The following is a 24631-nucleotide window of genomic DNA, read 5'->3' as shown; positions in this document are numbered from 1 at the left end:
AGTTGGCTTCGCCGATGAGGGCGAATTCTTTTTTTTTGGATAAAGTGAGAGGTTTCGGGAACGGCTCCCGTCTATATAGTACAGAACCATGCATGGAAGCTGTAGAGAAGGGGGATTACATGACTCAACAGATACCGGAGGAGGAGCTTATTCAGCGCATTGTTGCAGGGGATAAGCAGTTGTTCTCCGTGCTTGTGGATCGATATAAAAATAAAGTCTACGGCATCTTGCGCGGAATGGGCGCGAGTCATCCGGATGCACAGGATCTCGCTCAGGATACGTTCATCCGCATCTATCGTCATCTCCCGTCGCGGCGGGAGGGAAGAAGTTTCTCGTCTTGGGTGTACACCATTGCGGTGAATCGGATGCGGGATTTTATACGGGAAAAGAAACCCGCCATGTCTCCGGTCGATCAGGGGATCGAACCTGTCAGTAATGAAACACCTGAAAAGCGTGTGCTGCATAAAGAGATGCAACGTGAAATATACCGACAGCTCGAACAGTTACCTGAATCTTATCGCCTGGTGTTATTACTGAAGTACACAAACGAGTTGAGCTATGAAGAGATTGCAGACATTACAGGCATGAGTTCAACCAAAGTGCGTAACACCCTTTATCGCGGGAAAAAAACGCTGAGGAAGCAAATGGAACGCAAAGGAGGTTTAGCTACGTATGAAGCCTATTTCAAAGGATGAAGATCGGTTGTGGGAAGAGCATTTGTATCGAGAGGAGCCGGATGCGGATTTTACGCTTAAGGTGATGCAGAAGCTGGATGGCGTGTCTATGGAAAGTGGAGAAGATCAGTATCCATTCGTGAAAAAATCCATGAGAGCGAATTGGATGCGCCGGACTGGAATCGCCGCAGCGGCAGTTGTGATTCTTGCGGGAGGGGCCTGGTTTGCTTTTGACCTTACGACAGAGCCATCCTCCCCCTCAGTGAGCGCTGTGGATCGCCCCCCGCTACCGAACATGCCTGTGCCGGAAGAGTTGAAATATTCCTATTTTGCAGATGATTATAAACGTCTTAAACCTCTCGGACTTGTAGTTAATCCGGATATCAATATCAATGACCAGGGCTACACGCTTAAAATTGAAGACGTGCTTGTAGACCGATCTCATATGGTAATGACCATGCAACAAACAACACCTGATGGATTAGGGTTATCACGGTTACTGTCTGAGATGGGGAGAATTCATGTTACGGATGAAGAGGGGCGACAGGTTGCTACTCTTGCAAGAGATACCAGAACTAAGGGTTCCGTAACTGAACGATTGTTATTCCAGTTCCATGATGAAATTCCGGATCAGGTAGTCGTGCGGGGTGAACTGCGTAATTTAAATGTGGGCAGATATTATGATTACGAGAAGAAATCCTACGAAGATAGAGATGTTACGGTGGATTGGAGTTTCCAATTCAATATCGATATGACCAAAGCCAAATCATTGGCTGTTGAAAATTCTATGGATAACACATATACGACGCCAGAAGGACTAAAGCTTGATATGACACAGCTTGTACGCACGCCAAACGGAACCCGGCTTGACCTGAATGTGAGTCTGGATGATGAACTTCGTGCCAAAGTTAATGAGGATTGGGCGAACTATATGAGCATCATCTACCATCTTGAAATCCCTGAAACAAATGAATACCGAATTTTCAATGGGATAAGACCAGATTCACGTCAAGCCAAGTTTCGACTCCAAGATCTGAGTGACTTAAGAAATGGTGGGCCGTTGAAGTTGTCGGAGACATGGGACCCTGCATTTGTTACGGTAGATGCGAAGAACATTCGCTTTGTTCTGGATGGTTACACCCTCCCGGTGAAGGAAGAGAAATCAGTAGAAGTTGATCTGGAAAAACTGGAAAAACGACGTAAGGACGACACTAAATTTTATACATTTGTAGCATTTGAACAGCTTGGAGATAAAATATTAATCTATGATTTTGAGTACGAGCCAGTGATGGAATCGTATGATCCTCCGAAGATTGATGTAAAGAAAGGGTATTCACTAGTTCTGAAGGGGAGTGGGACGTTCCGAAATGCTTTCATGGGTGATCGCTGGGTTGCAGTAGATTCGGATGGAAAAGAGTATCCTGTTGAAGTGAACGGTTATCCGGATCAACCTAATAATAACGGTGAATACGTTGAAGATGATCTGCAATTAAAAATTCGGGGGTTTAACGAAGAAAAGGGGACAAAATTCACTTTGAAAAGAACAGTAGTCAATAGAGAGTATCGCGATGTGAATTGGGAAGTGGATCTTCCGTCGTACGATAGCCTGTCTTGGCTAAAATAACCACTAGTACAATTCTCAGACATAAAGTAAATGAAGCTTCGAATGGATGATATAAGGATGGATCAGCAGATTTAAGTGTGAATGTAAAAGAAATATAAGGTATAAGCCTAATATACGAAAGAGGCCCTGCATAATGGTATGCGGGGCCTCTTTCGTATGCACCAGATTTATGGGAAAGGCAAGTACCTAAAGAATTCATCTTCAGAAGAGAGCAGTACCCTTTCCGAATTATGCCGATTCCCTTGGAATCAACGTGGTCGATAACATAACGGTTTCTTTTGGTGTCCCCGGGCGTTCGATTCGGCGTTGCAAAGCCTCGACGGCTCGCTGTCCAAGTTCCTCTTTGCACAGGTTAACTGTGGTCAGGGGCGGGGAGGACGTAACGGCAGAATGTACATTGTCGATACCGATGACAAGGCAATCTTTAGGCGTGGAGATGCCCATCTCCTGTAATTTATGCATCCATTGCAAAGCAATATCATCATTAACACCAATCCAGGCATCGGGACGTTTGTCATCTGGTATGTTTTGAATGGCGGTAGCCAATTGGTTAACCCATTCGCCGTTCTCATACGGAATATTCCATTCTCTGAAGCTGGTCGTATGACTGGTGTCCACATGGAAATGGTTCAGAGCCAACTCAATCCCGATTTTCCGCTGGGCGAAACTCGCAGCACGACCATCATCTGTGATGAGGCCGATCCGTCGGCAATTCAGAGACATTAGATATCTAGCGACGGTGATGCCAGCTTCCAGATTATCATGGCTGATCGTATCACAATTCAGCAGGGGTTCCTGATGATCTACCAAAATAATAGGCCGACCCGTCTGAGAGAGTCGTTGCAGAACCGTATGCGGGAAAGCTCCCATGACAATAATCCCGGCACAACGTTCCCAGTCCAAGTGAGGAGCAATAGCTTTTTCGGGAGAGGTGTTCTCGTCCGTCACTCCGAGTGAGGGAGATACAATGGCATGATGCCAACCACGCTCATTACAGGCGGAGATCATGCCTGACAGAACACGTTGCCAGTAGTGGGGTTCACCGCGGTTGAGCTGATTCATGCAAATGAGAACAAACGGTGGATCGGACGGATCTGCATGGTTTGCAGTAGCAGGACTATTGCTAGCACCCGGAGTACTTTGGCGATATCCCAAAGCTCGAGCCAGTTCCAGTACCCGTGCGCGTGTCGCTTCACTGACACCCGTCTTGCCACTGAGTGCGCGGGAGACGGCATATTTGGATAATCCGAGCTGGTCAGCCAGCGTCTGAATGGATACTTTGCGTGACATATCATTACTCCTTCATTTGACGATCATCTTCTGACACAGTACACTTACAAATAATAATGTTATTATAAATTATCATAACAAAAATAACAATAGAGTTATAAGGAGACGACATCCATGGAACAGTTCAGATTACCGAAAATCCCTATGCCACAACTGGAATTGCCACAAGCTGTGCAGGATATTCTGACTGAGGCGGACGAGCGTTTGCAACATCGACCGAGATTGCTGGCTCAGTTTCGAAATTGTTTTCCCAATACGCTGGAAACGACCACGAAGCTACTGGAGGATGGGACAACCTTTGTGATTACAGGGGATATTCCCGCCATGTGGTTAAGGGATTCCGTAGAGCAGGTCATGCATTATGTTCCGCTTGCCAAGGGTGACGAGAAGTTGCAACGTATTATCGGAGGCCTAATCAAACGGCATACGTTCTACGCTGATATGGATATCTATGCCAATGCATTCAATGAAACGGCGAATGGATGGCATTGGGATGCCAATGATGAGACGGAGATGTCACCCTGGGTGTGGGAACGGAAGTTTGAATTGGATTCCCTCTGTTTCTCCATGAAGCTGGCTTATACATATTGGCGGGAGACGGAACTTACGGATATATTTGACGAGCGCTTCAAGAAAGTGATGGAGAATATCGTACAACTATGGGAGACGGAGCAGCAGCATGCAGAACGTTCATCTTACCGGTTCATGCGGCGTAATTGTCCAGCCCATGATACGCTACGTAATGAAGGATTGGGTATGCCAGTGAATTATACGGGCATGATCTGGTCCGGTTTTCGTCCGAGTGATGATGCCTGTGATTTTCATTATAATATTCCGGCGAACATGTTCGCTGCGGTAACCTTGCGCCAGATGGGGGAGATCGCGAAGTGGGTGTTCCGGGATGAACAACTGGTAAGCCGGATGGCTCGTTTGGAAGAAGAAATACGACACGGTATTGCCCTTTACGGAACTTACCGTCATCCAGAGTATGGGCAGATCTATGCCTATGAGACGGACGGTTACGGCAACTTTTGTCTGATGGATGATGCGGGCACACCTGGACTGATGTCTATACCGTATATGGAGTATGCTTCGATTGAAGACACGGTGTATCAGAACACACGTCAATTTATTCTGAGTAAGGAAAATCCGTTCTATTATGAAGGGAAGGTAGCCAAAGGTATTGGTAGCCCCCATACCCCTCCGGGATACATCTGGCACATGGCGCTATCCATGCAGGGGCTCACCGCAGACAATGACGAAGAGATGCTGGCGACGATTGAATTGCTGGAAAACACGGATGCGGGTACCGGATATATGCATGAGGGTTTCCACGCCGATGATCCAAACACGTTCACTAGACCATGGTTTGCTTGGTCCAACAGCCTGTTCTCGCAGTTGGTGTATAAGGCAATGAAAAAAGGAATTCTATAAGTGATGTAATTCAAAAAAATAATTGCTCACTGCCTGTAAAGTGGCCGTTCCGGTTACGAATCGTTCTTTTGATCGCTGTTATCCCCGGATTTCTTGATCGACTTTTGTAAAGTCGAAATCCGGTGATAAAGGCGAGCACTTCGTTTCTTCAGAATCGATTTCGTTCCCTGCACTACTGTTGCTATTTGGCATGACTATTTTTTTGTAAATATCATTTCTTGAATAGGAGAGGTAGGTAAAAAAAACAAGAAAGCCCAAACTGCTGAACTTTGCAGTTTGGGCTTTGTTTAATATGAAAAACACAGGCGCTGCGCTATGTGTTTTTCAGTAGATCGGCGATGAACACTTTCTGTCCTGTGCGGGCGCTTTCCAGGGAAGCGAGGACCATGGCCATGCTGAACTGGTTATCACTGCAATCGGTCTCAGGCAGTCGGCCGGATTCCAGTGCAGCGAACATGTCTTCGAGACAGCCGTGATGACCTGTTTTGTCCATGACAGGCAGTTCCGCTTCAATCCGCTCACTTGGCTGGAAAAAGGAGGGTTTGCCGTCAGCGTCCAGGCTTTGCGCAGTAACCACCTCAGCGTAGATGTCATCGTGACCATCCCAGATGGCGGTTCCTTTTTCACCGATTACGCGCCAGCTTGCTTCCCATGATGTGCGTACACCTTCTGCGCACCAGGACCCGCGATAGTTGAATACGGACCCGTCAGACATCTCAAATATACATAACGCCATCGCATTGCCCTGATACCAGGAACCTGGAGGATTGAACTCATGGCAGTATACCGATACCGGGTTGGCTCCGAGAATATACCGTGCCTGATCAAATGTATGTATCGCCATATCGAGCAGCAGCGGACTATCCATCAGATCACGGAATCCGCCGAAGTGTGGCCCGAGGAAAAAGTCAGCCCCTGCATAACCTACCTGCCCTATAGCTCCGCCGGAGATGAGGTGCTGGTAGGCGCGGATACGCGGATCGAAACGACGATTCTGCATGACCGCTTGAATGTGTCCTGTGCTGCGAGCGGTTTGCACAATATCTGTGCAATCGGAGAAGGACTCTGCCAGTGGTTTCTCGCCAAATACATGACATCCTTCCTTCAGCGCCGTCATGGCAATGCCGTAATGACTCGCCGGAATTGTGACATCAAATACGATATTTGCACCAGTCGTTTGAATGGCTTCACGGATATCGGTGAACGTAGGGCAGGTGAGCCCATGTCTTGTAGCAAAAGCAATGGCTGTCTGTTCATACAGATCGACCAGCCCGACGATTTCTGTATCCGGCCTTTGCAAAGCATAGTCCGCCCATGTGTTTGCCATGACACCGCAGCCAGCAATAATTACCCGATAAGGATGAGTCATGTTCTCATCTCCTTCGCATGGATTGTGTTATACAGCTCGCATTGTTTTCGAGAAATGAGGAATAGATAAATCAAGGTTGTTATCCAACCTCAGGCCAGCAGCAAGTTAGGTTTAAGTTGAGGTTGAGGTTGGTTTCCTATACCGGATTGGGCACAAAATCGCCGCCGCGGCATTGTTTCAAATATCGCAATGCATGCACCTGTCCGGTCATTTCGAGTTCGTCTTTGTAGACAGGATCATGCCAGCCTTCAATGTCAATCGTACCCTGATAACCGTTCTGGCGCAGAATGGTGATAATGTCTGCCCAGTTGTTATCCCCGAAGCCGGGTGTGCGGTGCCAGACAAATTCACGTGGGCCATGCACACCGTATTCCTTGACAATATCCCAGGCAATCGTGGCATCTTTGCCATGTACGTGGAAGACTTTGTGAGCCCATTTGCGCAGCTGTGGAATAGGATCGATCAGGCTGGACATTTGATGACAAGGCTCCCATTCCAGTCCGACATTGTCATCCGGAACAGCATCAAACATCATCTCCCAGGCCGTTGGATTATGGGCAATGTTCCAGTCTCCCGTCTGCCAGGTTCCACCCATATCACAGTTTTCAAAAGCAATGCGTACACCCCGGTCTGCTGCCCGGCGTGCCAGTTCACCAAATACTTCCTTGAAACGGGGGATGGACTCGTTAATGGGTAGATCGGTCAGACGTCCGGTGAACCCGGAGACGATATCTGCACCGAAGAGCTGTGCATGATCAATCACCCGCTCCCAACTTGCCAATGTATCGGCGTTGTCTCCGGCTCCGGTGAGCGGGTTACCAAATATACTTACCGCGGAAATGACAATACCTTGTTCGTCCACAATTTCACGGACACGTTTGGCTGTCTCTGCCAAGTCCAGATCACCAGTCGTTTGCCAGAAGGTCAGGTTAAATGATTCAAAGCCGTGTTGCATGATCTGCGGGATAACGCGGACGGCGTCCTGCCCGCCTACAAGGGTACCGATGCGTAATGATTTATTCATGGTTGTATTTCACTCCAATATTGGCTTATAGTACTTCGTGACACACTCATTATAGCCCTGGATAAACGGGATGGCTCTAAACAATCTTGTGTAATAATAGTCGGATCTTGTGAAGAGGGGGAAGAAGTCGTGCTGGATCTGAAAGCGCTTCACGAAAATACCCGAATTGACCATAAATCACATCCATTTCAGCTGTTCCAAAATCGGTGTTCAGATATGAAAGTTGAAGAATGCATTTTGTATTTGCATTGGCATGAACATTTTGAACTGATTATCATGCGCAAGGGAAGTGCGCTTTTTCATATTGATAGCAAACCTTATGTGGTTCGAGCAGGTGAGGTCATTATCATTCCAGGAGGTACATTGCATGTCGGATATGCTCTGGATGACGGGGATGTGCATTATGATTCCGTTGTAGTGAACCGTGCACTGTTTCATGATTTCACTCATGATCCTGTGCATGAGCAATATGTCGCGCCGTATTTGGAAGGAAGAGTGAGATTTCCGGTCAAACCGGCAGAGGAAAACACAGCCTGCACAGGCTATTATTCTTTGCTGAATGAAGCTGTGGAGGAAATGGCGTTACAGCCCCCGGCTTATCAGCTCGTGGTGAAATCCAAGCTGCATGCCTTGTTCACCCTGCTTGCGCGAACCTTTATGCCGCAGCAGCTACCGGATAAAACGGTCGGATCGTATTTTCCAAACCGCGAACGTTTCAAACAGTTGATTGCACAGATTGAAGCGGATCCCACAGGTAAGATGTCTGTTACGGAAGCGGCAAGTCATGTGGGATTGAATGCGTATCACTTCTGCAAAATGTTCAAAAAGCTGACCGGACGTACCTTTGTGGAATACGTAAACGGGTGCAGGATGAGTGAGGCAGAGCAGCTGCTGCAAGGCAGTAGTCTGACCATTACAGAGATCGCCGCCAGAGTTGGCTGCGACAATGCCAACTATTTTACGAAGTTATATAAACAGTACAAGGGCATGACCCCCTCACAGGGGCGGGGAAGAAAAGAAGGTTGAGCACGACCAGTTTAGCAGTAGTCTCGAATAAAATATCTACAACGATGGTTGTGACCCTAAGTGACTCGCAGTTGCAATTATGAGCAGAAGCAGAAGCAGAAGCAGAAGCAGAAGTAGAAGTAGAAGTAGAAGTAGAAGTAGAAGTAGAAGTAGAAGTAGAAGTAGAAGTAGAAGCAGAAGCAGAAGCACACAGCAGTGATTACCGTAACCATAATCATGCGCATACGCACATATACAAAGAATAACCCGGATAAAGGCCTCTTCAAGGCTGTTATCCGGGTGGTTTTGATTCAATAATATCAAGACAATCATCTATGTGTATAACGTGCTCATTTCATAAATCTGGAGAACAGACGATTGGCTTTCTTGGCGAGGTCGTCCATTTTAACGTTGGCATGATCGAACTGATTGTATCCCCATTTGATCGTTTGCAGCATACGTGGAGATATGGGCGTTCCTTTGATCCGTGGATAGATGTTGTGATAGGCCCAGACCAGATGCTCCCAGCGATTGTCATTGCCCTCCTGAATATACTCGGATACGTCAATCACTTTCCCGCGTCCGTTCTGAAGAATTACATTTTTCAGATGAATGTCGCGAGGGTTCAACCCGCGGCTGCGAACGGCTTCTCGCGCTGCGTCCACATCGAGCATCACCTGCTCGGGGACGGGGATTCCTTTTTCCAAACATTCCAGCAGTGTATCCCCGGGTTCAAAACTGATCACGAGTACATTCCGGCCGCTGCCGTAATAGGTAGGGAAGTATGGGAGGCCTTTGAGCTGCTCGTATACCTGTTTTTCATTTTCGAGTTTGTCCAAGGCATGATCCGAGTACATCTTGAAGGCATACTGCGGCAAGCCGTCATACGTAAATACAGCCGCGTCTGTACCCGTGCCAATGCAATTCAATCCTTCTACATCGCCGATGATGTTCACGAGCTCATTCCGGTCGCTTCCGATGACTTGGATCTGTTGTAATGCTTCTTCCGCCTGGAACCAATCCGGTCGATTCATGGGTGTTGCCTCCTTTTAGGATATGCCTGTACAATTTTTTTTCATATAATCATTTTCTAACGAACCGAGTAAGTCTTATTTCACGAAAATCGGCAGATCTGAAAATGTAACGAATCAGAGACAGGCTATTGACTCATCTGCTTGCAATAAACACGATCTACAACCGAAATAAGGCTAATTAGCTTGTCTGGGTTCGTTGGATTCCGTAAAACCTCTTGATCCACGTGATAAGGTGTGTGAGATTCGTTAGCGCCGGGCCCGCACTGGCCCCGCACTGGCCCCGGGCTAGACCCGTACTAGCATCCCGGTCCCGGATTCGCTGCCCTCTATAGAGTATATTATGTGTTCTGCTCCGCAATTTCATCTTTTGGTGATGTTACTATATAAACGATACGGATCGAATCGGAAACGGTTGCGTCAGAAGAAAATAACGGAAGCGCGCTTGCGGCAAGGTTGCCCGGGCTTTATACTGTGAGCATTAAGGGATCTCATGCAGATCCGGCATACAGAAAGGCAGATTACTTATGGCACAATACCCGCAGTGGTCTTATTCGCAGTCGCGGGCGAGTATGTTCGATGAGTGCCTGCGCAAATATTATTATCATTATTACGGTGCCCATAACGGTTGGAAGACAGACTCTGCTGATGAGATGCAGGTTCGTCTGTACCGTCTGAAGCAGCTCAGCAATCTGTATCTTGTCTTCGGGGATCTCGCGCATCGGATGTGTGAGTCGGCGGTACGCAGCAGGGAAGAGGGCAAAGATAAACCGCGTGAACACTTCCTGGAACAGACCATACGCAAGCTACTGAATCAGGCGTATGTGGAATCCATGGACGCGGATCAGTGGCGGATGAACCCCAAGAATCGCACGATGCTGTCTGAGATTTATTACGGGGATGATACGTTAAATGACCGGATCGCCACGATTAAGGAACGGGCTTCGGCCTGTGTCAGTAATCTGTACCAGACGCTTACGTGGGAGGACTTGTCCCGGGCAAGTACGGACATTCTGGAGATCGAGAAATGGGATACCATGATGCTGCACGATACACGTGTGTATGTGAAGATGGATTTATTGTATCGACGCAGTAATGGCAATATTGTCATTGTGGACTGGAAGACGGGTAAGGAAGATGACTTCTCGGATCAGCTAATGCTGTACGCATCCTATGTGAGAGAACACTACCGAATCCCTTTGGAGCAGATTGAACTGCGAGTGGAGTACCTGTTAACCGGAAAACACCGGGAGTTTACGGCAACGGAAGAGGATATCCGGAAGGTGGAGGAGAACGTGGGTCGTTACATCGAGGAGATGCGATCCTGTGTGGAGGATGAGTATTATAATCGTCCCAAGGACGTCACCTACTTCACGGCAATGCCTTCGCACCGGTCCTGTCGGGATTGCAACTTCCGCGAAGTTTGCAGTGAGCGAGCAGTCTGAAGCGCCAAAACCGGAGCAACCTAAAGGCCTTATACCAAACAACGAGCTATTTCATATGTGAAAAAAATCAAGAAGCGCAAGCCGGGAACATCATCTGCCCGACTTGCGCTTCTATTGCGTCCCACAGGCCTGGAGACAAGGCGCCGGGTGGAACGATCATATCAAGATTACTGGACAGCGGCGGTATTCTCCAGCGCCTGACCCGCGGGAACATAGGCATGCCCGAGATCCCGGGCAACCGCCTCATACGTGATATGTCCATTCAGCACGTTAACCGCGCTGCGAATGGACGAACTGCCGCGAATCGCGGCGGCTGCACCGTGGTTGGCCAGCTGCAGCGCATAAGGCATAGTGGCGTTGGTTAGCGCCACCGTGGACGTACGCGGCACGGCGCCCGGCATGTTCGCCACCGCGTAATGCACGACACCATGTTTCACATAGGTCGGTTCATCGTGGGTTGTGATATGATCAATGGTCTCAACGATCCCGCCCTGATCAATCGCTACATCCACAATGACCGAACCCGGTGCCATCGTCTTCACCACCTGCTCGCTGACAAGCGTTGGCGCCTTGGCGCCCGGAATCAGCACCGCACAGATCAACAGATCTGCCGCTGCAACAGCTGTTGCAATGTTGGACGGGCTGGATACCAACGTGTGGATCTGATTGCCAAAGATATCGTCCAACTGGCGCAGACGATTCAGATTCAGGTCAAGGATGGTCACATCGGCGCCAAGACCAATAGCTATTTTGGCTGCATTTGTTCCCACCGTTCCACCACCAATAATGACCACTTTCCCCCGACTGACGCCTGGTACACCGGACAACAGAATGCCCTTGCCACCTTCCGTTTTCTCCAGTAGCTGTGCTCCGATCTGGGAGGCCATGCGGCCTGCAACTTCACTCATAGGGGTTAGCAGGGGGAGAGCACTGTTGACCTCCAACGTTTCATACGCAATAGCCGTTACCCGACTTTTAATAAGGGCTTTGGCAAGCTCCGGTTCCGCTGCGAGGTGCAGGTATGTGAACAGAATCAGTCCCGGACGAAAATATCCATATTCACTGGCAAGCGGTTCTTTCACCTTGATGATCATATCGGCTTCGGTCCACACGGACTTGGCATCAATCCGAATCTCGGCGCCCGCAGCTTGATATTCATGATCCGTGAATCCACTGCCGATACCCGCGCCTTGTTCAATCAGTACCTGGTGACCGGCTCTGATGAAATCAGCAGCCCCGGCCGGAGTCATTGCTACACGATTCTCATTGTTTTTGATTTCTTTGGGAATTCCGATTCTCATCACCATGCACCTCGTCCATTTATTGGTTGTTAGCTTATACTACAAGTTTATGACTTGCATAATCGTTTTGCACCTTACTTGATGTCTAATTTTTAGGAATCGAACTCAACATATTGTCGAAAAAGACTGTTCAGGACATTTGTCCATGGATTATAATGTAAGAAAAAATAACACAAAGAGGGATCGCCATTGCGAAATGACCGCGTGTTTACGATCAAAGATATCCTTGCACGTCCGGTATTTGGCCGAGCACGACTAGCGGCAGGGAAGGATGGGGTGAACCGTCAGGTTGGCTGGGTTCATGTATTGGAGATTACGAATGTATCTCCCTTCGTAAGCCCCCATGATCTTATTTTATCCACTGGACTGTGGCTTCAATCGGAAGAAGGGCGCGAAGAGTATCTGCTTCAGCTGATTGGCAGTGAGGCAGCGGGGCTGTGTGTGGAGTTTGGTACGAGCATATACGGAATTCCTGAGGAATTGATTGAACTGGCGGACAGACACCAGTTCCCGCTGATCGTATTTGAACAACCGGTTCGTTTTGTCGAAATTACGCAGGATATTCACTCTCTGCTCATTAATCATCAGCACCAACTACTGAAAAGTCTGGAAGCCTACTCCCGCCAGCTTCAGCAGCGTACATTACAGAGTACGGACATGTCTGCTGTGCTGAACCTGCTGCATGAGTATGCTGCCAAACCGGTGGTGTACATTTCGTCCATGGAGCCGGGCAGTTTTGTGCCCGAACTTGTTCCGGAGATGGAACAGGCCATCTATACCTGGTATGAGCAGGAGGTAGAACATCTGGATTTGAATGATTCAGATACCGAATTATGGTTCCACATGGACGAACAGAAGGCTCTGTTGTGTCATCCGGTCGTCTGTTTTGGCCAAGTATTTTCGGCTGTAGGCATGATTGTGCATCACGCGGCTCCAGTGGAATATCTCAAGCTGTTGCTCGATTATACGGCGAAGGCGGCGGCAGCGCTCACGCTTCGTTCCCAGTTTCTTGAGGAGAAGATGGTCCGCAATCAGAATGAACTGATCCAGGATCTGATGAATGGCAACATCCATCAGGAGGAACAGGCTCAGACTCGAATGGGGCTTCGTTTGCTGGTAAAGGGACAGTACTGGTTTGCAGGAGGGGTCATCGAGATTGAGCATCGATTGAAGGGTACAGGCCGGGAGCGAATGGAAGCGAATCATCAGGATGTTCTTGTCCTGCTGCGTTCCCTGCTCAAGAAGAACAATCTGCCTAGCCTGATTATGCTGAAGAACAACCAGGTATATCTGTGCTGTGCGAAGGAAGCGGTAACGGCTGCTGCACGTCATCAACTGCTGCGATTGCTGGAAGGGATTGCCCAGGACGTGAAGCGGTTTGCCAGTCGTAATTTGAAACAGGTTATGATACATGTGGGATTTGGCAAGTTACGCAACCGTTTGACCAGCCTGCCGGAGAGCCTTCAGGAGGCCTATCAGGTGATCGAAGTTTCGAGATCGGTAGATCCGATGGAACATGTTCACTTTTACGAACGTATGGGTATATATCAAATGTTAAAAGCATTACCCCACTCCTTCCTGCAACCCTTTGTCCAGGATCACTTGGGTATGTTGATTGCACATGACCAAACGCATCACCTGCGATTGGTAGAGACGTTGGATGCTTACCTGCAGAACTTTGGTTCCAAACGGGATGCGGCCGCCCAGTTATTTATTCATCGGCAAACGTTGTACAACAGACTGGAGAAGCTGGAAGAACTGATGGGTCCAGGTTACATGGATCAAGGGAGAAGAATCTGTCTGGAGATGGCGCTGCTCGCGCACGCGATGATTGAGAATGGACAGTGGCAATCCTCTTGATGAGGTGAAAGGGATGCAACACAGACTGTGCATCGATCTTACACTACCTTGAGTACAGTCTAGCCCTTTTTACTAATCCGCCGGGTATGTCGTAATGAAGCAGGCAGGCGCTGCAGAGTGGAAGTGGAGCGTCGGCCCCGATAAAGCTTCGTTTGACTGGAGGATGGTGCCAGTGATAATGAAGTAGGAGCAGCCAGTCGATACGGGGGCGATGACCGATCGGCACGTCCTTCTCGTTCTGCCTCAGGGGTTGCCATTGAAATACCGCTTTGATGCAGCCATTCATTAAGTCGTTCGGGATTGATTCCGAGTTGTCCGCTCAGATTACAGATATCGAGGTTTATTCTCACACAAATCCGCCTTTCCTGGAATATCGGGCTGGTAGTAGGGTTTGAAAGGGAAGCATGAATTCGAGATCGGTAAATGCTCATGTACATGTTGGCTGTGCTTGATCGGCGGAATGATCCATTATGTTAAGAAGTAGCGCGGAAGGGTCTATGTATACCTTGTAAAAACGTTTCCATGTCCGCTGTTTTGAATCTTTACTATAAATTGGCTTTTAACAAGATTCTATCACTTCACATGCAACTGCGCGTCTCAATATAGTCTCAATTTTGTGAGAAAATATAGTATATTAAAAGTACCAGTATCTAGTACGGAGGACATATATGGGAAACAGTAGTGAGGCTCAATACGATAACTATGTTGGGGATGGCAAACGTTTCATTGGTCGAACCAAGGAACTGACGACACTGGAGCGGTGGTTCAATCATCCGGAAGCGCCACTGACCATATTTTCAATTACGGGTATGGGAGGCATCGGTAAATCTTCCTTGCTTTCAGAGATGTTATCCGTATCTCGTGATCAAGGTGCGACGGCAATATGGATGGATGGCCGATCATGCGGCGCAACTCCTTCCGTTTTTATGGATTATTTGTCCTCTACGTTGGGGTTGGAAACACTGGATAATGACGGATATCCGCGACCACTGAGCTTGCTGAAAGACACTTCGGTCGAGAAGCGATTGGTCCTGGCAGTGGATAATTATGAAGAACTCGCACTGCTGGAAAGTTGGTTCATGGAAGTCTTCATATCCAAACTTCCGTTAAGAGGGATACTTGTCATTCTGGCATCACGCCCAGAACTGGCATCCGCCTGGCGGACACATCCCCGATTGCATCAGCGGTTTGTACAGATGCAGCTTCAACATTTTACCTTCGAAGAGATTTCGGAGTATATCTCGGTTGCGGGCTCTCTGAATCAGGGGATGGCAGGTACTATTACGAGAATGACCGATGGACATCCGCTGGGTTTGGCGCTTGCTGTGGAAGCTGCGGATCAGAGACGGAATCTTCCCCATGCCGAATGGGCTGAACTGTCGCATATGATCAGTGCCCGATTGCTATTGGAACTGACGATTCCCCGTCTGCATCCCATGGTGGAGGTGTTAACCCTGCTTGGAACAGCAAATCAGGAATTGTTATCATCTGTACTGGATATGACTGTGACCCAAGAAGAGTATCACATGCTGAGACAGATGTCGTTTATTCGTTCCGGCCCGGATGGTCTTGCCCTGCATGACATGGGCAGGGTGCATCTGCTACGGGATTTGCGCCAACGTGAGCCGCATCGGTTGCAGACGATGCGTATCCGAATCGCGAAGTTGCTGAAACCGCTACATGAACAGGCAGGTTCGCATGAGCGCCGCCAGATTGCCCGGAAGATGTTGTTGCTCTGTCAGGAGTCCATGCTTCAATTCCGCAAGTACGCGGATGTGTCCCGTGATTCCTTGTTCTCCCCTCTTGAAACGATGAAACAAGAGGATCTGCCTTCGCTGCACAGGCTGTTACAACAATGGTGTGAGTACAGCGTGGCACCAGATCAGGCCGTGTTCTATGGTCCGTTCCTGGATGAGCTGGCGTACCGTTATCCCGAAGGGATCGTATTGATGCGTGACCAGCTTGGAGAGCCGATCGCCATGTTCATTACAGTGCTAGTACATAGGGAAAGTAGCGGGCTGCTACTGAAGTATTTTCCAAATGAGATGAATGAATGCTTCACCCCACAGGAGCTTGGCAATGATCCGGATCAAAGTGATACTCACTTTGCTTTGCTGGCTGCGGCAAGAGATGACGTGCCTGGTTACACACGAGAAGAACTGGTGGGGTATATGGCACTGGACCGACTGTCTCTCTTGGGTGATGGTGCGAGAGTGATATTGATTGCAACGAATCCTCATCTGAAGTTGTTCCTGCTGAGTATTGGCTTTCAGATGCGGAGAACCCGAACCCGTGCTTGTGACAGATATGAGGACCCGGCAGATGTGCTTGATTTGGATTTGCGTAGTGGGCAATTCGGAGTGTGGGTTATGTCCCTGCTTGATCCTGAATGGCAAGATGATCGGATACAGCCAGGAACAACGGTGCGGGAGCGGACATCCTGGTCGGAACAGGAGGTTCGCAAGATGCTGGGATACCTTCGTTCCCCGGGAGAATTGCATGAATATGCTGGCAGGGTTAGAGGAGTAAAGGATGGAATCCAGTTACAGCTGTATGTCATGGATCTGTTGGAAGGCAGAGTACATGGCCTATCTCCACAGGATCAGATGCTGTTATATGCGGCCTACTGGACGCATGCTGGCAATCCAACTGCCGCAGCCCAGACGTGTTCCATGAGTCGGGCGACATTTTATCGCCATCTCAGAACAGCGCTGACTCGCTTGGCGCGGATTTTGTAGGGTTAGATTCATTCATATACCGATAATAACGACAAGAAGAGGCTGGTCATAGACCAAGCCTCTTCATGCGATTATAGAGCGTTGCCCTGGAGATGCCAAGTTGCTTGGCGAGGGTTCGTTTGTTACCACCTGTTGCTTTCAGATATTGAATTAGAAGTTGCGCTTCATAGGTGTCCAATTTTTGCTGGTAGATAACACCGGAGACAAGTTCGGAATCATCCGAGGGTTCTGATTCGTCCGCATTTGCAACCGTTCGAGGTTCTTGTTCTGCTCCCGCCGAATCCTGACGTTGCTGATATTCGTTGTTGGCATGTGAATGGATTCCGGATGTCAGTTGAATTTCGGACTGTTCTTGCATGGTGAGGGAAGTGAGGGTATCGGGCAGATATTCCTGCTTCATCTCACCATCTGTCGTCAGAATGGTCAGGCGTTCGATCACATTTCGTAATTCACGCACATTGCCTGGCCAATCATATTGGAACAGCAACTTGAACACTTCAGGTGGAACCAACTCAATATGACGGTTATAGAGCAATGAAAATTCTTGAAGGAACGTCTGGGTTAATTCATATATATCTTCCTTGCGCATGCGCAGAGGAGGGATGACAAGGTTAATGACATTCAGCCGATAGTAGAGATCTTCTCGGAATTGATTACGGGCAATCATACTCATTAGATTCTGGTTGGTTGCTGCGATAATCCGGCAGTTGGCCTGTTTCATACGCGTTCCCCCCACAGGAAAGTAACTCTTCTCCTGCAACACCCGAAGTAGTTTCACTTGCAATTCCAATGGCATCTCACCAATCTCATCCAGAAAAAGAGTACCCCCTTCCGCAAGCTCAATCTTGCCCTTTTTGCCTTTGGGATCCGCTCCGGAGAAGGCGCCTTTTTCGTAGCCGAATAACTCACTTTCAAACAATGAAGCAGGGATTGCCCCACAGTTAATAGCGATGAACGGTGCAGTCTGCGATTCACGAAGATCATGAATGGCTTTGGCGAATAACTCCTTGCCTGTGCCACTCTCTCCGAGGATAAGTACGGTTGCTGAGGTGGTACTGATCTTGCGAATGGTCTCCATGCACTGCTTGATGACCGGGCCGCTGCCCTTGATTCTGGCAAATGGATCTAATTCGGGACGTAGCCGAGCAACGGCTTTCTCCAGGTGCTGGACTTTGGAGGTCATATGTAATAGTTCCTGATGTAATCGGATTTCGGTTGTTATATCCACTTCGGCAGCAACTGCACCCACAATATGTCCATCCAGTTGGACAGGACGAGCATTAATCAGGGCGAAGAGGTCGGGCCGTGGCTGATGCTGTTTGCGGTAGACCGTTTCACCGGTATACAACGTTTTGAGAGACTGTAGCCGATCTGGAGGGAAAAAGTCCGCTGCGGGTTGTCCGATGATGTCTTTTTTGCTGATCGAAAAAACATGCTCCGCGCCAGTTGTCCAGTAGGCCACCTTGGCATCTTCATTAATTAATGTCAGAGCTGAACCCGCTGTCTCCAGTGTGGTCTCAAAATAAGCTTCTATTAGGCGATGCGCATGCATCATGGCATGCAAAACATCGGATACGGCGATATATCCCAATAGAGGGCCATCATCCTGAATGAATAAATAAGAAGATGTGTTGAATAAGCAGAAGGCATCTACCAACGATGTTGAGGACGGAATGGTAAGTGTGGAGAGGTCTGTATCCAGAATATCCATATCCGTACGCAATAAAGACATTAATTCTGGAAGTAAATGTTTCATCGATATCACCTCAGTTAGAACATAACTTTTGGAAACGACTTCTTTACACGAGTTACATACAAGTAATCTACATATGAAATGACTGGAGAATGATGGTTACCCATATTATAACTTTCCAAATGAGGTGTGTATATATTTTTTGACATGAAGCATACATGTTGTCGACACAGAGGAGATCGATGTTGAATTTTCATTTCTGATATTTCCTTTTACTATTATTTTAAGGAATTAATGCTAATTTGTATGAGCCCTTCAGTAATTTAAAGTGAGGGTTGAGTTATTAAAAATGACATTTGAGTTACCTTATTAAGCTGTGATTTCTCAATCTGTTACACGGCAGTTGAAGTGATTATTCGTATAGAACATGAATTGTCCACACCATTATGAAACTTCTGAATAATGCTATATGAAGGCCATCCGCATGAAGAAGAACCAAAGGAGGGTGATGAAATGGCCATTCTATCAACTGGGCCCATTGAGAATAAAATTTCAGGAATAACGGGGATCCGACCAACTCAATCCGTTACGGTCAAAATCGATAACCGGAATGCGACAGAAATGTTCACGGTCCTTCTTCGGGGCTATTACCTTAATGGAGTCAGAACATTATATGTAGAAGAACTGCTCAATGTATCACCTAATCAGGTCATAACCAAAGTTTATAATGGGAATTTTGATGCTTTTGAGTTTGTATTTTCAACCTCAGACACGGCTGCTTCAGAAGCACAAATATCCGTATGGGGCAAAAATGCCGCAGGCGAATTAGTCGCGGCTCACCGATTGGTATCCCAAGAGTTATTGGGAGAAACGCTTAGCACAACAGGTGTAACTGGAGCCACCGGGGCCACGGGCGTTACAGGAGTAACAGGAGGCACCGGGGTCACTGGTAGTACGGGCGTTACGGGAGTAACAGGAGGGACTGGAGTTACTGGAGTGACAGGAGCCACGGGCGTTACGGGAGCAACGGGAAGCACCGGAGCTACTGGCGTAACAGGAGTTACGGGAGCAACGGGAAGCACCGGGGCTACCGGAGTAACAGGAGCCACTGGGACCACCGGAGTAACAGGAGCCACGGGCGTTACGGGAGTAACGGGAAGCACCGGGGCCACCGGAGTGACAGGATCCACGGGTGTTACGGGAGTAACAGGAAGCACTGGGGTTACCGGAACAACAGGTGTCACTGGAGCAACTGGTACAGCAGGGCAAGGGTTGTCCTCGTACGCCTACATTTTTAATACATCAGCTCAAACTGTAGCTATTGAAGCGGATGTAATCTTCGACAGCAACGCAAATCTTACCGGTATTACTCACGCGCCCAATACCGCTGCGATTATTATTGGTAATGCCGGGGACTATGCGGTGTTTTTCAACGTTGCAGGTGTGCAGGCAAACCAATTCACCCTTTATCAAAACGGAGCCCCTGTAGGTGGCAGTGTCTATGGTTCAGGAGCTGGGACTCAACCAAATCCAGGCATGGTCATTATTACGGCTGCTCCCGGTGATGTGCTGACATTACGAAATCATTCCAGCGCATCAGCTGTTGGTCTGCAAACACTAGCAGGTGGAACACAGACCAATGCTAATGCTTCTATTCTTATTCAACAGTTAAGCAGTTAAACTTTTCGAGCTTATAATTTTGATTAATAAATGGATGTGTCCAAAAAAATAGACATTTAAAATTGGGGATGCTAATTTTTTAGACATTAAGAGAAGAACCGGAGAAAAGGAAAGTTGGATGCTCTGCTAAAGTGTTCGTACAGAAAAAACCATGTGCCCAGAAAAAAAGAGGCAACATGGTTTTCTTTTGTCTTTTTTCATATATATTGATCCAGTTGGAGAATAACTATCGGAACATATTCTTAACGACCATCCAGAGATTAGCCGGTTTTTCGGCCAAACGGCGGGTATAGTACGGATACCACATGGTGCCATAAGGTACGTAACAGCGAATGCGATAGCCTTCTTTGGCGAGACGTTCCTGTTCGCTCATCCGCAGACCATATAACATCTGGAATTCAAAGGCATCCGGCGAGATTCCCCGATCCTTGGCGTATTGTTTCGTCCAGTTAATGATGTGATCATCATGCGAGGCAACCGCAGTGTACACACCCTGATCGAGGTGATTACGAATCATCGTTTTGAATTGATGAATGACTTCAGAAGTATTCTGATAGGCGACTGATCCGGGTTCTTTGTAAGCACCTTTAACCAGTCGAAGCCGGATGCCTTCCCGAATCATATCACGCGTATCTTCTTCGGTGCGATGCAGGTAGGCTTGCAATACTGTGCCTGTATTATGCAGTCCTTCCGAGTGCAGTCTTCGGACAATATCCAGCGTTGCTTGAGTAAATGGACTATCCTCCATATCAATTCGGACAAATAGATCATGCAATTTGGCTTGTGTGGCAACGGTACGGATATTTCGATAACCCTCTTCCGGGTCAAGTGCGAGGCCCATCTGGGTTGGTTTTAGCGAGACGTTGGAGTCTACGCCTTCACGTGCAATGCCTTCTACCAGGCGTACATACTCATCCCTGTACAATGCCGCTTCGCTCAGGCGGGTGATGCCTTCGCCCAGATGATCGAGTGTAGCCATAATGCCTTTATTATTGAGTATGTGGATCTCTTCGAGAGCTTCTTCCAAGGTGTTTCCTGCAATAAATTTGCCTGCCAGCTTCTTACCATATCTAATGGACAGGTTCTCTACAGCTTTGTTGCCTGCCACGGTTAATAAGGTTTTGCGATATATTTCCGTTCCCACACTCATTTTCGTTTCCTCCTTCAGCATTGTGCATCTTTAATTCAAGCAAGAAACGTGCCAGATTTGGCGATGGTCTACTATTTTTCATGGAGATTTTCCCTCTATAAAAAGGAAACAAAAAAATCTGGGGATAACAGCGATCGGAAGGTTATTCTGTCATCGGAGTGGCCCGTGTGAATTTTCTTTAGTTAAATTTAACGAGAAAAATATTTCAATCTCAACCGGAGTTGGCACGGATTTTGCTACATATATTTGGTGATGAATAACATGCAAAATAATTCAGGCGAGCAGCCAGCGAATCCCACATCCTGAAGGAGGAATCATTGATGAATATCCCTTTTGTTAACGAACCATTCACACCCTTTGCGGTCCAGGCGAACCAGGAAGCATTTGAAGACGCACTTCGTCAGGTAGAAGCTGAACTTGGGCAGGAATACCCGATTATTATTGGTGGGCAAAAAATAACAAGCAGCCGCACGTTAACTTCCGTGAACCCCGCAGCCAAGAATCAAGTTGTCGGAACGATCCATCAGGCAGATCAGGAATTGGCCGAAAAAGCCATTCAGACAGCAGCGGAGACATTCCACACATGGAAACATACTGACCCGAATGAACGGGCTCGCTATCTATACAAAGCAGCTGCCATTATGCGCCGTCGCAAGCATGAATTCTCCGCATGGATGGTTTATGAAGCTGGCAAGACTTGGCCTGAAGCGGATGCGGATACAGCAGAAGCCATTGATTTTATGGAATTCTATGCACGGGATATGCAGCGACTGAGTGAACCGCAGCCCCTCGTGCGGATTGCAGGGGAAGATAATGAGCTGAGCTATATTCCGCTGGGTGTTGGTGTTGTTATTCCACCTTGGAACTTCCCGCTGGCGATTATGGCAGGCATGACTTCGGCTGCACTGGTATCTGGCAACACAGTGGTCTTGAAGCCTGCCAGCACAACTCCAGTGATTGCCGCCAAGTTTATGGAGCTGCTCGCAGAAGTCGGCTTGCCAGATGGCGTTGTGAACTTTTTACCAGGACCAGGCAGTGAAGTGGGCGATTATCTCGTGGATCATGCGCTCACCCGTTTTATCAGCTTCACCGGTTCCAGAGATGTAGGACTGCGAATTAATGAACGTGCAGCACTTACAGCTCCAGGTCAGAAGTGGATCAAACGGGTTATTGCAGAGATGGGCGGCAAGGATTCCATCGTAGTAGACAGTGACAGTGATCTGGAACTCGCGGCAGAGTCCATTACCGCTTCGGCATTTGGTTTCTCAGGACAGAAATGTTCGGCGTGTTCCCGTGCCATTATTCATAAGGATGTATATGATGAAGTATTGCAAAAAGTGATTGAACGGACACAGAAACTGACGATGGGTAGTCCGCTTGAAGTTGGCAGTCAGGTTGGGCCCGTTATCGACGACAAGGCCTATGCGAAGATCACGGAATATATTGAAATCGGCAAGGGTGAGGGGCGTCTTGTGCACGGTGGTGGTACAGGGAACGTTGAAGGTTATTTCATTGAACCAACCATAATTGCCGATGTGGATCCCAAAGCCCGGATTGCTCAGGATGAGATTTTTGGACCTGTGCTTGCGTTCATCAAAGCAGAATCATTCCAGGATGCATTGGATATCGCCAATAATACAGACTATGGTCTGACCGGCGCGGTGATCTCACGTAATCGTGAACATCTGGAACAGGCAAGACGCGAATACTTTGCGGGTAATCTGTATTTCAACCGGAAATGTACCGGAGCACTGGTAGGCACACATCCATTTGGCGGATTTAACATGTCAGGCACGGATTCCAAGGCAGGTGGAAGAGACTATCTGCTGTTGTTTACCCAGGCGAAGCTGGTATCGGAGAAATATTAGACAGAAACCCATGATCCAACTAAAAACTTCTTACATTTGCTTGAATAGTATGCTATTATCCCTGCAAATCCTTTTGTTCGTATAAGAAACACAGATGTTTATTGCCGAAGGCATAAGGAGGGTAACGGATGTTAGGTGTTCAGTTGGTACAGGAACAACGTATTCGGCTGTCCATCACGCCGGAGATGAAACAATCCTTTCAATTGCTAATCATGTCTGGCCAGGATCTGACCCGTTACTTGCTGGATGCAGCGGAGGAAAATCCAGTACTTGAACTGGAAGAACAAGCTGCGCCTCTCGCCCGGATTCCGCGGCGAATGGATCAGCGCAGGTATGATTCCTATGACCCGTTGCTTCAGGCCAAAGGTGCCGAACCTACTCTGGAACAATTGCTGATTGCGCAAATTCGAGTAATGACAATTCCAGACGAATTGGAAAATATGGCCGTATATTTGGCAGGGTGCGTTAATGATGATGGTTATCTGACGGTTGAACTGGCAGAGGTGCAAGCAACACTTGAGCTTCCGATGAGCAAGATTGCAGCGGGACTGGAGCTTCTCCAATCGCTGGACCCTGCTGGTGTAGGGGCGCGGAATCTGCAAGAATGTCTGTTGCTCCAGATTAGACGTGATCCATCAGCAGCGCTGAATGCGGAGTGGATGGTGGAAGCGGGAATGGAAGCACTGGTTCCTTTTCACCCAGGTAGAACAGGGAGACGATTAGGCATGACTTCGCAGGAAGCTCAGATTGCCTATGACTATATTACACGTCTCGATCCCAAGCCCTGTCGATCCATCGGATGTACAGAACGGCCACATTACATTATTCCGGATGCCATTGTTGGGTTGCGTAACGGTGAGGTCCATTATAGTTTGCATGCAGCAGGTAATCCTCGGGTATCGATGAATGAAGTGTGCTTCCGCTGGATCAGGGAAGAGGCTCCGGACACAATCTGGTCTACCCGCGTGGCAGAGGCGAGAGCTATCATTCGGAGTGTACACTTGCGGCGCAGAACTTTAGTGCGTGTGCTGGCGGCAGTGATGGAAGAGCAGAAGCACTTTTTGGTCAAAGGCCCATCCGCGCTAAAACCTCTTAATCTGGCTGTTATTGCAGAGAAGATTGGCATGCATGAATCAACGGTAAGTCGTGCGGTGAAAGGTAAATACATTGAGACCCCGCATGGTGTATATGAACTCAGAGCTTTTTTTGCCTCGGGAATCAGTACAACGTCAGGGGATAAAACATCAGCATCAGCGGTGAAACGTAGATTAAAAGAAATCATTCGCACGGAGCAGGCTCAGCGTCCATACTCGGATAGTCATTTGGCCACACTGCTCGCCGAGGAGGGGATTGTCATCTCCCGCAGAACGGTTGCCAAGTACAGGGAGGAACTTCAGATTCTGCCTTCCCTTGAGCGTAAACAGTGGGCTTAATCGAATAGCTGG

Annotated in this window: 18 protein-coding genes; 10 read left to right on the top strand and 8 right to left on the bottom strand. The window is 48.1% G+C overall.

The window, feature by feature from the left end:
• Nucleotides 1-119: 119 nt before the first annotated feature.
• Entirely contained in the window at nucleotides 120-695 is a 576-nt protein-coding gene (locus ACDJ59_RS20265; RefSeq protein ID WP_413405256.1) for an RNA polymerase sigma factor, read from the top strand.
• On the top strand, nucleotides 673-2298 hold the full coding sequence (locus ACDJ59_RS20260; RefSeq protein ID WP_413405254.1) for a hypothetical protein: 1626 nt from the start codon (nucleotides 673-675) through the stop codon (nucleotides 2296-2298). The genes ACDJ59_RS20265 and ACDJ59_RS20260 overlap by 23 nt, the downstream gene beginning before the upstream one ends.
• A gap of 228 nt (nucleotides 2299-2526) precedes the next feature.
• Here ACDJ59_RS20260 and ACDJ59_RS20255 read toward each other — a convergent pair whose 3' ends face one another.
• Entirely contained in the window at nucleotides 2527-3588 is a 1062-nt protein-coding gene (locus ACDJ59_RS20255) for a LacI family DNA-binding transcriptional regulator (RefSeq protein WP_413405252.1), read from the bottom strand.
• A 114-nt stretch (nucleotides 3589-3702) separates the two neighbouring features.
• On the opposite strand from ACDJ59_RS20255, the gene ACDJ59_RS20250 reads away from it, so the two are divergent.
• On the top strand, nucleotides 3703-5022 hold the full coding sequence (locus ACDJ59_RS20250; RefSeq protein WP_413405250.1) for a glycoside hydrolase family 125 protein: 1320 nt from the start codon (nucleotides 3703-3705) through the stop codon (nucleotides 5020-5022).
• Nucleotides 5023-5335: 313 nt separating this feature from the next.
• On the opposite strand, the gene ACDJ59_RS20245 is transcribed toward ACDJ59_RS20250, so the two are convergent.
• The gene (locus ACDJ59_RS20245) at nucleotides 5336-6391 is read right to left on the bottom strand and encodes a Gfo/Idh/MocA family protein (RefSeq protein ID WP_413405248.1); all 1056 of its coding nucleotides are present in this window, start codon (nucleotides 6389-6391) and stop codon (nucleotides 5336-5338) included.
• Nucleotides 6392-6527: 136 nt separating this feature from the next.
• The gene (locus tag ACDJ59_RS20240) at nucleotides 6528-7415 is read right to left on the bottom strand and encodes a sugar phosphate isomerase/epimerase family protein (RefSeq protein WP_413405246.1); all 888 of its coding nucleotides are present in this window, start codon (nucleotides 7413-7415) and stop codon (nucleotides 6528-6530) included.
• A 129-nt stretch (nucleotides 7416-7544) separates the two neighbouring features.
• On the opposite strand from ACDJ59_RS20240, the gene ACDJ59_RS20235 reads away from it, so the two are divergent.
• Nucleotides 7545-8441 (top strand): AraC family transcriptional regulator, encoded by an 897-nt coding sequence (locus ACDJ59_RS20235; protein WP_413405244.1) that lies wholly within the window; start codon nucleotides 7545-7547, stop codon nucleotides 8439-8441.
• 329 nt (nucleotides 8442-8770) lie between these two features.
• Here ACDJ59_RS20235 and ACDJ59_RS20230 read toward each other — a convergent pair whose 3' ends face one another.
• Nucleotides 8771-9454: a serine/threonine protein kinase gene (locus ACDJ59_RS20230; RefSeq protein WP_413405242.1), complete on the bottom strand. Its 684-nt coding sequence runs from the start codon at nucleotides 9452-9454 to the stop codon at nucleotides 8771-8773.
• Between the two features lie 524 nt (nucleotides 9455-9978).
• Between ACDJ59_RS20230 and ACDJ59_RS20225 the strand changes: the two genes are divergently transcribed.
• Nucleotides 9979-10896, top strand: coding sequence for a PD-(D/E)XK nuclease family protein (locus ACDJ59_RS20225; RefSeq protein ID WP_413405240.1), 918 nt, complete (start codon nucleotides 9979-9981; stop codon nucleotides 10894-10896).
• A gap of 167 nt (nucleotides 10897-11063) precedes the next feature.
• On the opposite strand, the gene ald is transcribed toward ACDJ59_RS20225, so the two are convergent.
• Nucleotides 11064-12197, bottom strand: coding sequence for an alanine dehydrogenase (gene ald / locus ACDJ59_RS20220; protein WP_413405238.1), 1134 nt, complete (start codon nucleotides 12195-12197; stop codon nucleotides 11064-11066).
• A gap of 189 nt (nucleotides 12198-12386) precedes the next feature.
• On the opposite strand from ald, the gene ACDJ59_RS20215 reads away from it, so the two are divergent.
• Entirely contained in the window at nucleotides 12387-14057 is a 1671-nt protein-coding gene (locus ACDJ59_RS20215) for a PucR family transcriptional regulator (protein WP_413405236.1), read from the top strand.
• A gap of 59 nt (nucleotides 14058-14116) precedes the next feature.
• Here the strand turns inward: ACDJ59_RS20215 and ACDJ59_RS20210 are convergent, their stop codons facing one another.
• Nucleotides 14117-14407, bottom strand: a complete 291-nt coding sequence (locus tag ACDJ59_RS20210; RefSeq protein ID WP_413405234.1) for a hypothetical protein — start codon at nucleotides 14405-14407, stop codon at nucleotides 14117-14119.
• A gap of 318 nt (nucleotides 14408-14725) precedes the next feature.
• Between ACDJ59_RS20210 and ACDJ59_RS20205 the strand changes: the two genes are divergently transcribed.
• Nucleotides 14726-16795, top strand: a complete 2070-nt coding sequence (locus tag ACDJ59_RS20205) for a hypothetical protein (protein ID WP_413405232.1) — start codon at nucleotides 14726-14728, stop codon at nucleotides 16793-16795.
• Nucleotides 16796-16841: 46 nt separating this feature from the next.
• Here the strand turns inward: ACDJ59_RS20205 and ACDJ59_RS20200 are convergent, their stop codons facing one another.
• Nucleotides 16842-18527, bottom strand: a complete 1686-nt coding sequence (locus ACDJ59_RS20200) for a sigma-54 interaction domain-containing protein (protein ID WP_413405230.1) — start codon at nucleotides 18525-18527, stop codon at nucleotides 16842-16844.
• A 474-nt stretch (nucleotides 18528-19001) separates the two neighbouring features.
• Between ACDJ59_RS20200 and ACDJ59_RS20195 the strand changes: the two genes are divergently transcribed.
• Nucleotides 19002-20168 (top strand): BclA C-terminal domain-containing protein, encoded by a 1167-nt coding sequence (locus ACDJ59_RS20195; RefSeq protein WP_413405228.1) that lies wholly within the window; start codon nucleotides 19002-19004, stop codon nucleotides 20166-20168.
• 226 nt (nucleotides 20169-20394) lie between these two features.
• On the opposite strand, the gene ACDJ59_RS20190 is transcribed toward ACDJ59_RS20195, so the two are convergent.
• Nucleotides 20395-21318, bottom strand: coding sequence for a proline dehydrogenase family protein (locus tag ACDJ59_RS20190; protein WP_076251307.1), 924 nt, complete (start codon nucleotides 21316-21318; stop codon nucleotides 20395-20397).
• Between the two features lie 320 nt (nucleotides 21319-21638).
• On the opposite strand from ACDJ59_RS20190, the gene pruA reads away from it, so the two are divergent.
• Entirely contained in the window at nucleotides 21639-23186 is a 1548-nt protein-coding gene (gene pruA / locus ACDJ59_RS20185; RefSeq protein ID WP_413405225.1) for an L-glutamate gamma-semialdehyde dehydrogenase, read from the top strand.
• Between the two features lie 128 nt (nucleotides 23187-23314).
• Nucleotides 23315-24619, top strand: a complete 1305-nt coding sequence (gene rpoN / locus ACDJ59_RS20180) for an RNA polymerase factor sigma-54 (protein WP_413405223.1) — start codon at nucleotides 23315-23317, stop codon at nucleotides 24617-24619.
• The last annotated feature ends 12 nt before the right edge of the window (nucleotides 24620-24631 follow it).

The sequence above is a fragment of the Paenibacillus amylolyticus genome (genome assembly GCF_047302515.1).
Taxonomy (GTDB): domain Bacteria; phylum Bacillota; class Bacilli; order Paenibacillales; family Paenibacillaceae; genus Paenibacillus; species Paenibacillus amylolyticus_G.
Note: the sequence above shows the minus strand (reverse complement) of the source record. Positions and strands in the feature narration are given on the sequence as shown.

Coding starts and splice junctions, on each gene's coding strand:
- ACDJ59_RS20255 (WP_413405252.1), bottom strand. CDS start 3,588: ATGTCACGCAAAGTATCCATTCAGACGCTGGCTGACCAGCTCGGATTA.
- ACDJ59_RS20190 (WP_076251307.1), bottom strand. CDS start 21,318: ATGAGTGTGGGAACGGAAATATATCGCAAAACCTTATTAACCGTGGCA.
- ACDJ59_RS20205 (WP_413405232.1), top strand. CDS start 14,726: ATGGGAAACAGTAGTGAGGCTCAATACGATAACTATGTTGGGGATGGC.
- ACDJ59_RS20245 (WP_413405248.1), bottom strand. CDS start 6,391: ATGACTCATCCTTATCGGGTAATTATTGCTGGCTGCGGTGTCATGGCA.
- ACDJ59_RS20200 (WP_413405230.1), bottom strand. CDS start 18,527: ATGTCTTTATTGCGTACGGATATGGATATTCTGGATACAGACCTCTCC.
- ACDJ59_RS20225 (WP_413405240.1), top strand. CDS start 9,979: ATGGCACAATACCCGCAGTGGTCTTATTCGCAGTCGCGGGCGAGTATG.
- ACDJ59_RS20230 (WP_413405242.1), bottom strand. CDS start 9,454: ATGAATCGACCGGATTGGTTCCAGGCGGAAGAAGCATTACAACAGATC.
- ACDJ59_RS20260 (WP_413405254.1), top strand. CDS start 673: ATGAAGCCTATTTCAAAGGATGAAGATCGGTTGTGGGAAGAGCATTTG.
- rpoN (WP_413405223.1), top strand. CDS start 23,315: ATGTTAGGTGTTCAGTTGGTACAGGAACAACGTATTCGGCTGTCCATC.
- ACDJ59_RS20265 (WP_413405256.1), top strand. CDS start 120: ATGACTCAACAGATACCGGAGGAGGAGCTTATTCAGCGCATTGTTGCA.
- ACDJ59_RS20250 (WP_413405250.1), top strand. CDS start 3,703: ATGGAACAGTTCAGATTACCGAAAATCCCTATGCCACAACTGGAATTG.
- ald (WP_413405238.1), bottom strand. CDS start 12,197: ATGAGAATCGGAATTCCCAAAGAAATCAAAAACAATGAGAATCGTGTA.
- ACDJ59_RS20195 (WP_413405228.1), top strand. CDS start 19,002: ATGGCCATTCTATCAACTGGGCCCATTGAGAATAAAATTTCAGGAATA.
- pruA (WP_413405225.1), top strand. CDS start 21,639: ATGAATATCCCTTTTGTTAACGAACCATTCACACCCTTTGCGGTCCAG.
- ACDJ59_RS20240 (WP_413405246.1), bottom strand. CDS start 7,415: ATGAATAAATCATTACGCATCGGTACCCTTGTAGGCGGGCAGGACGCC.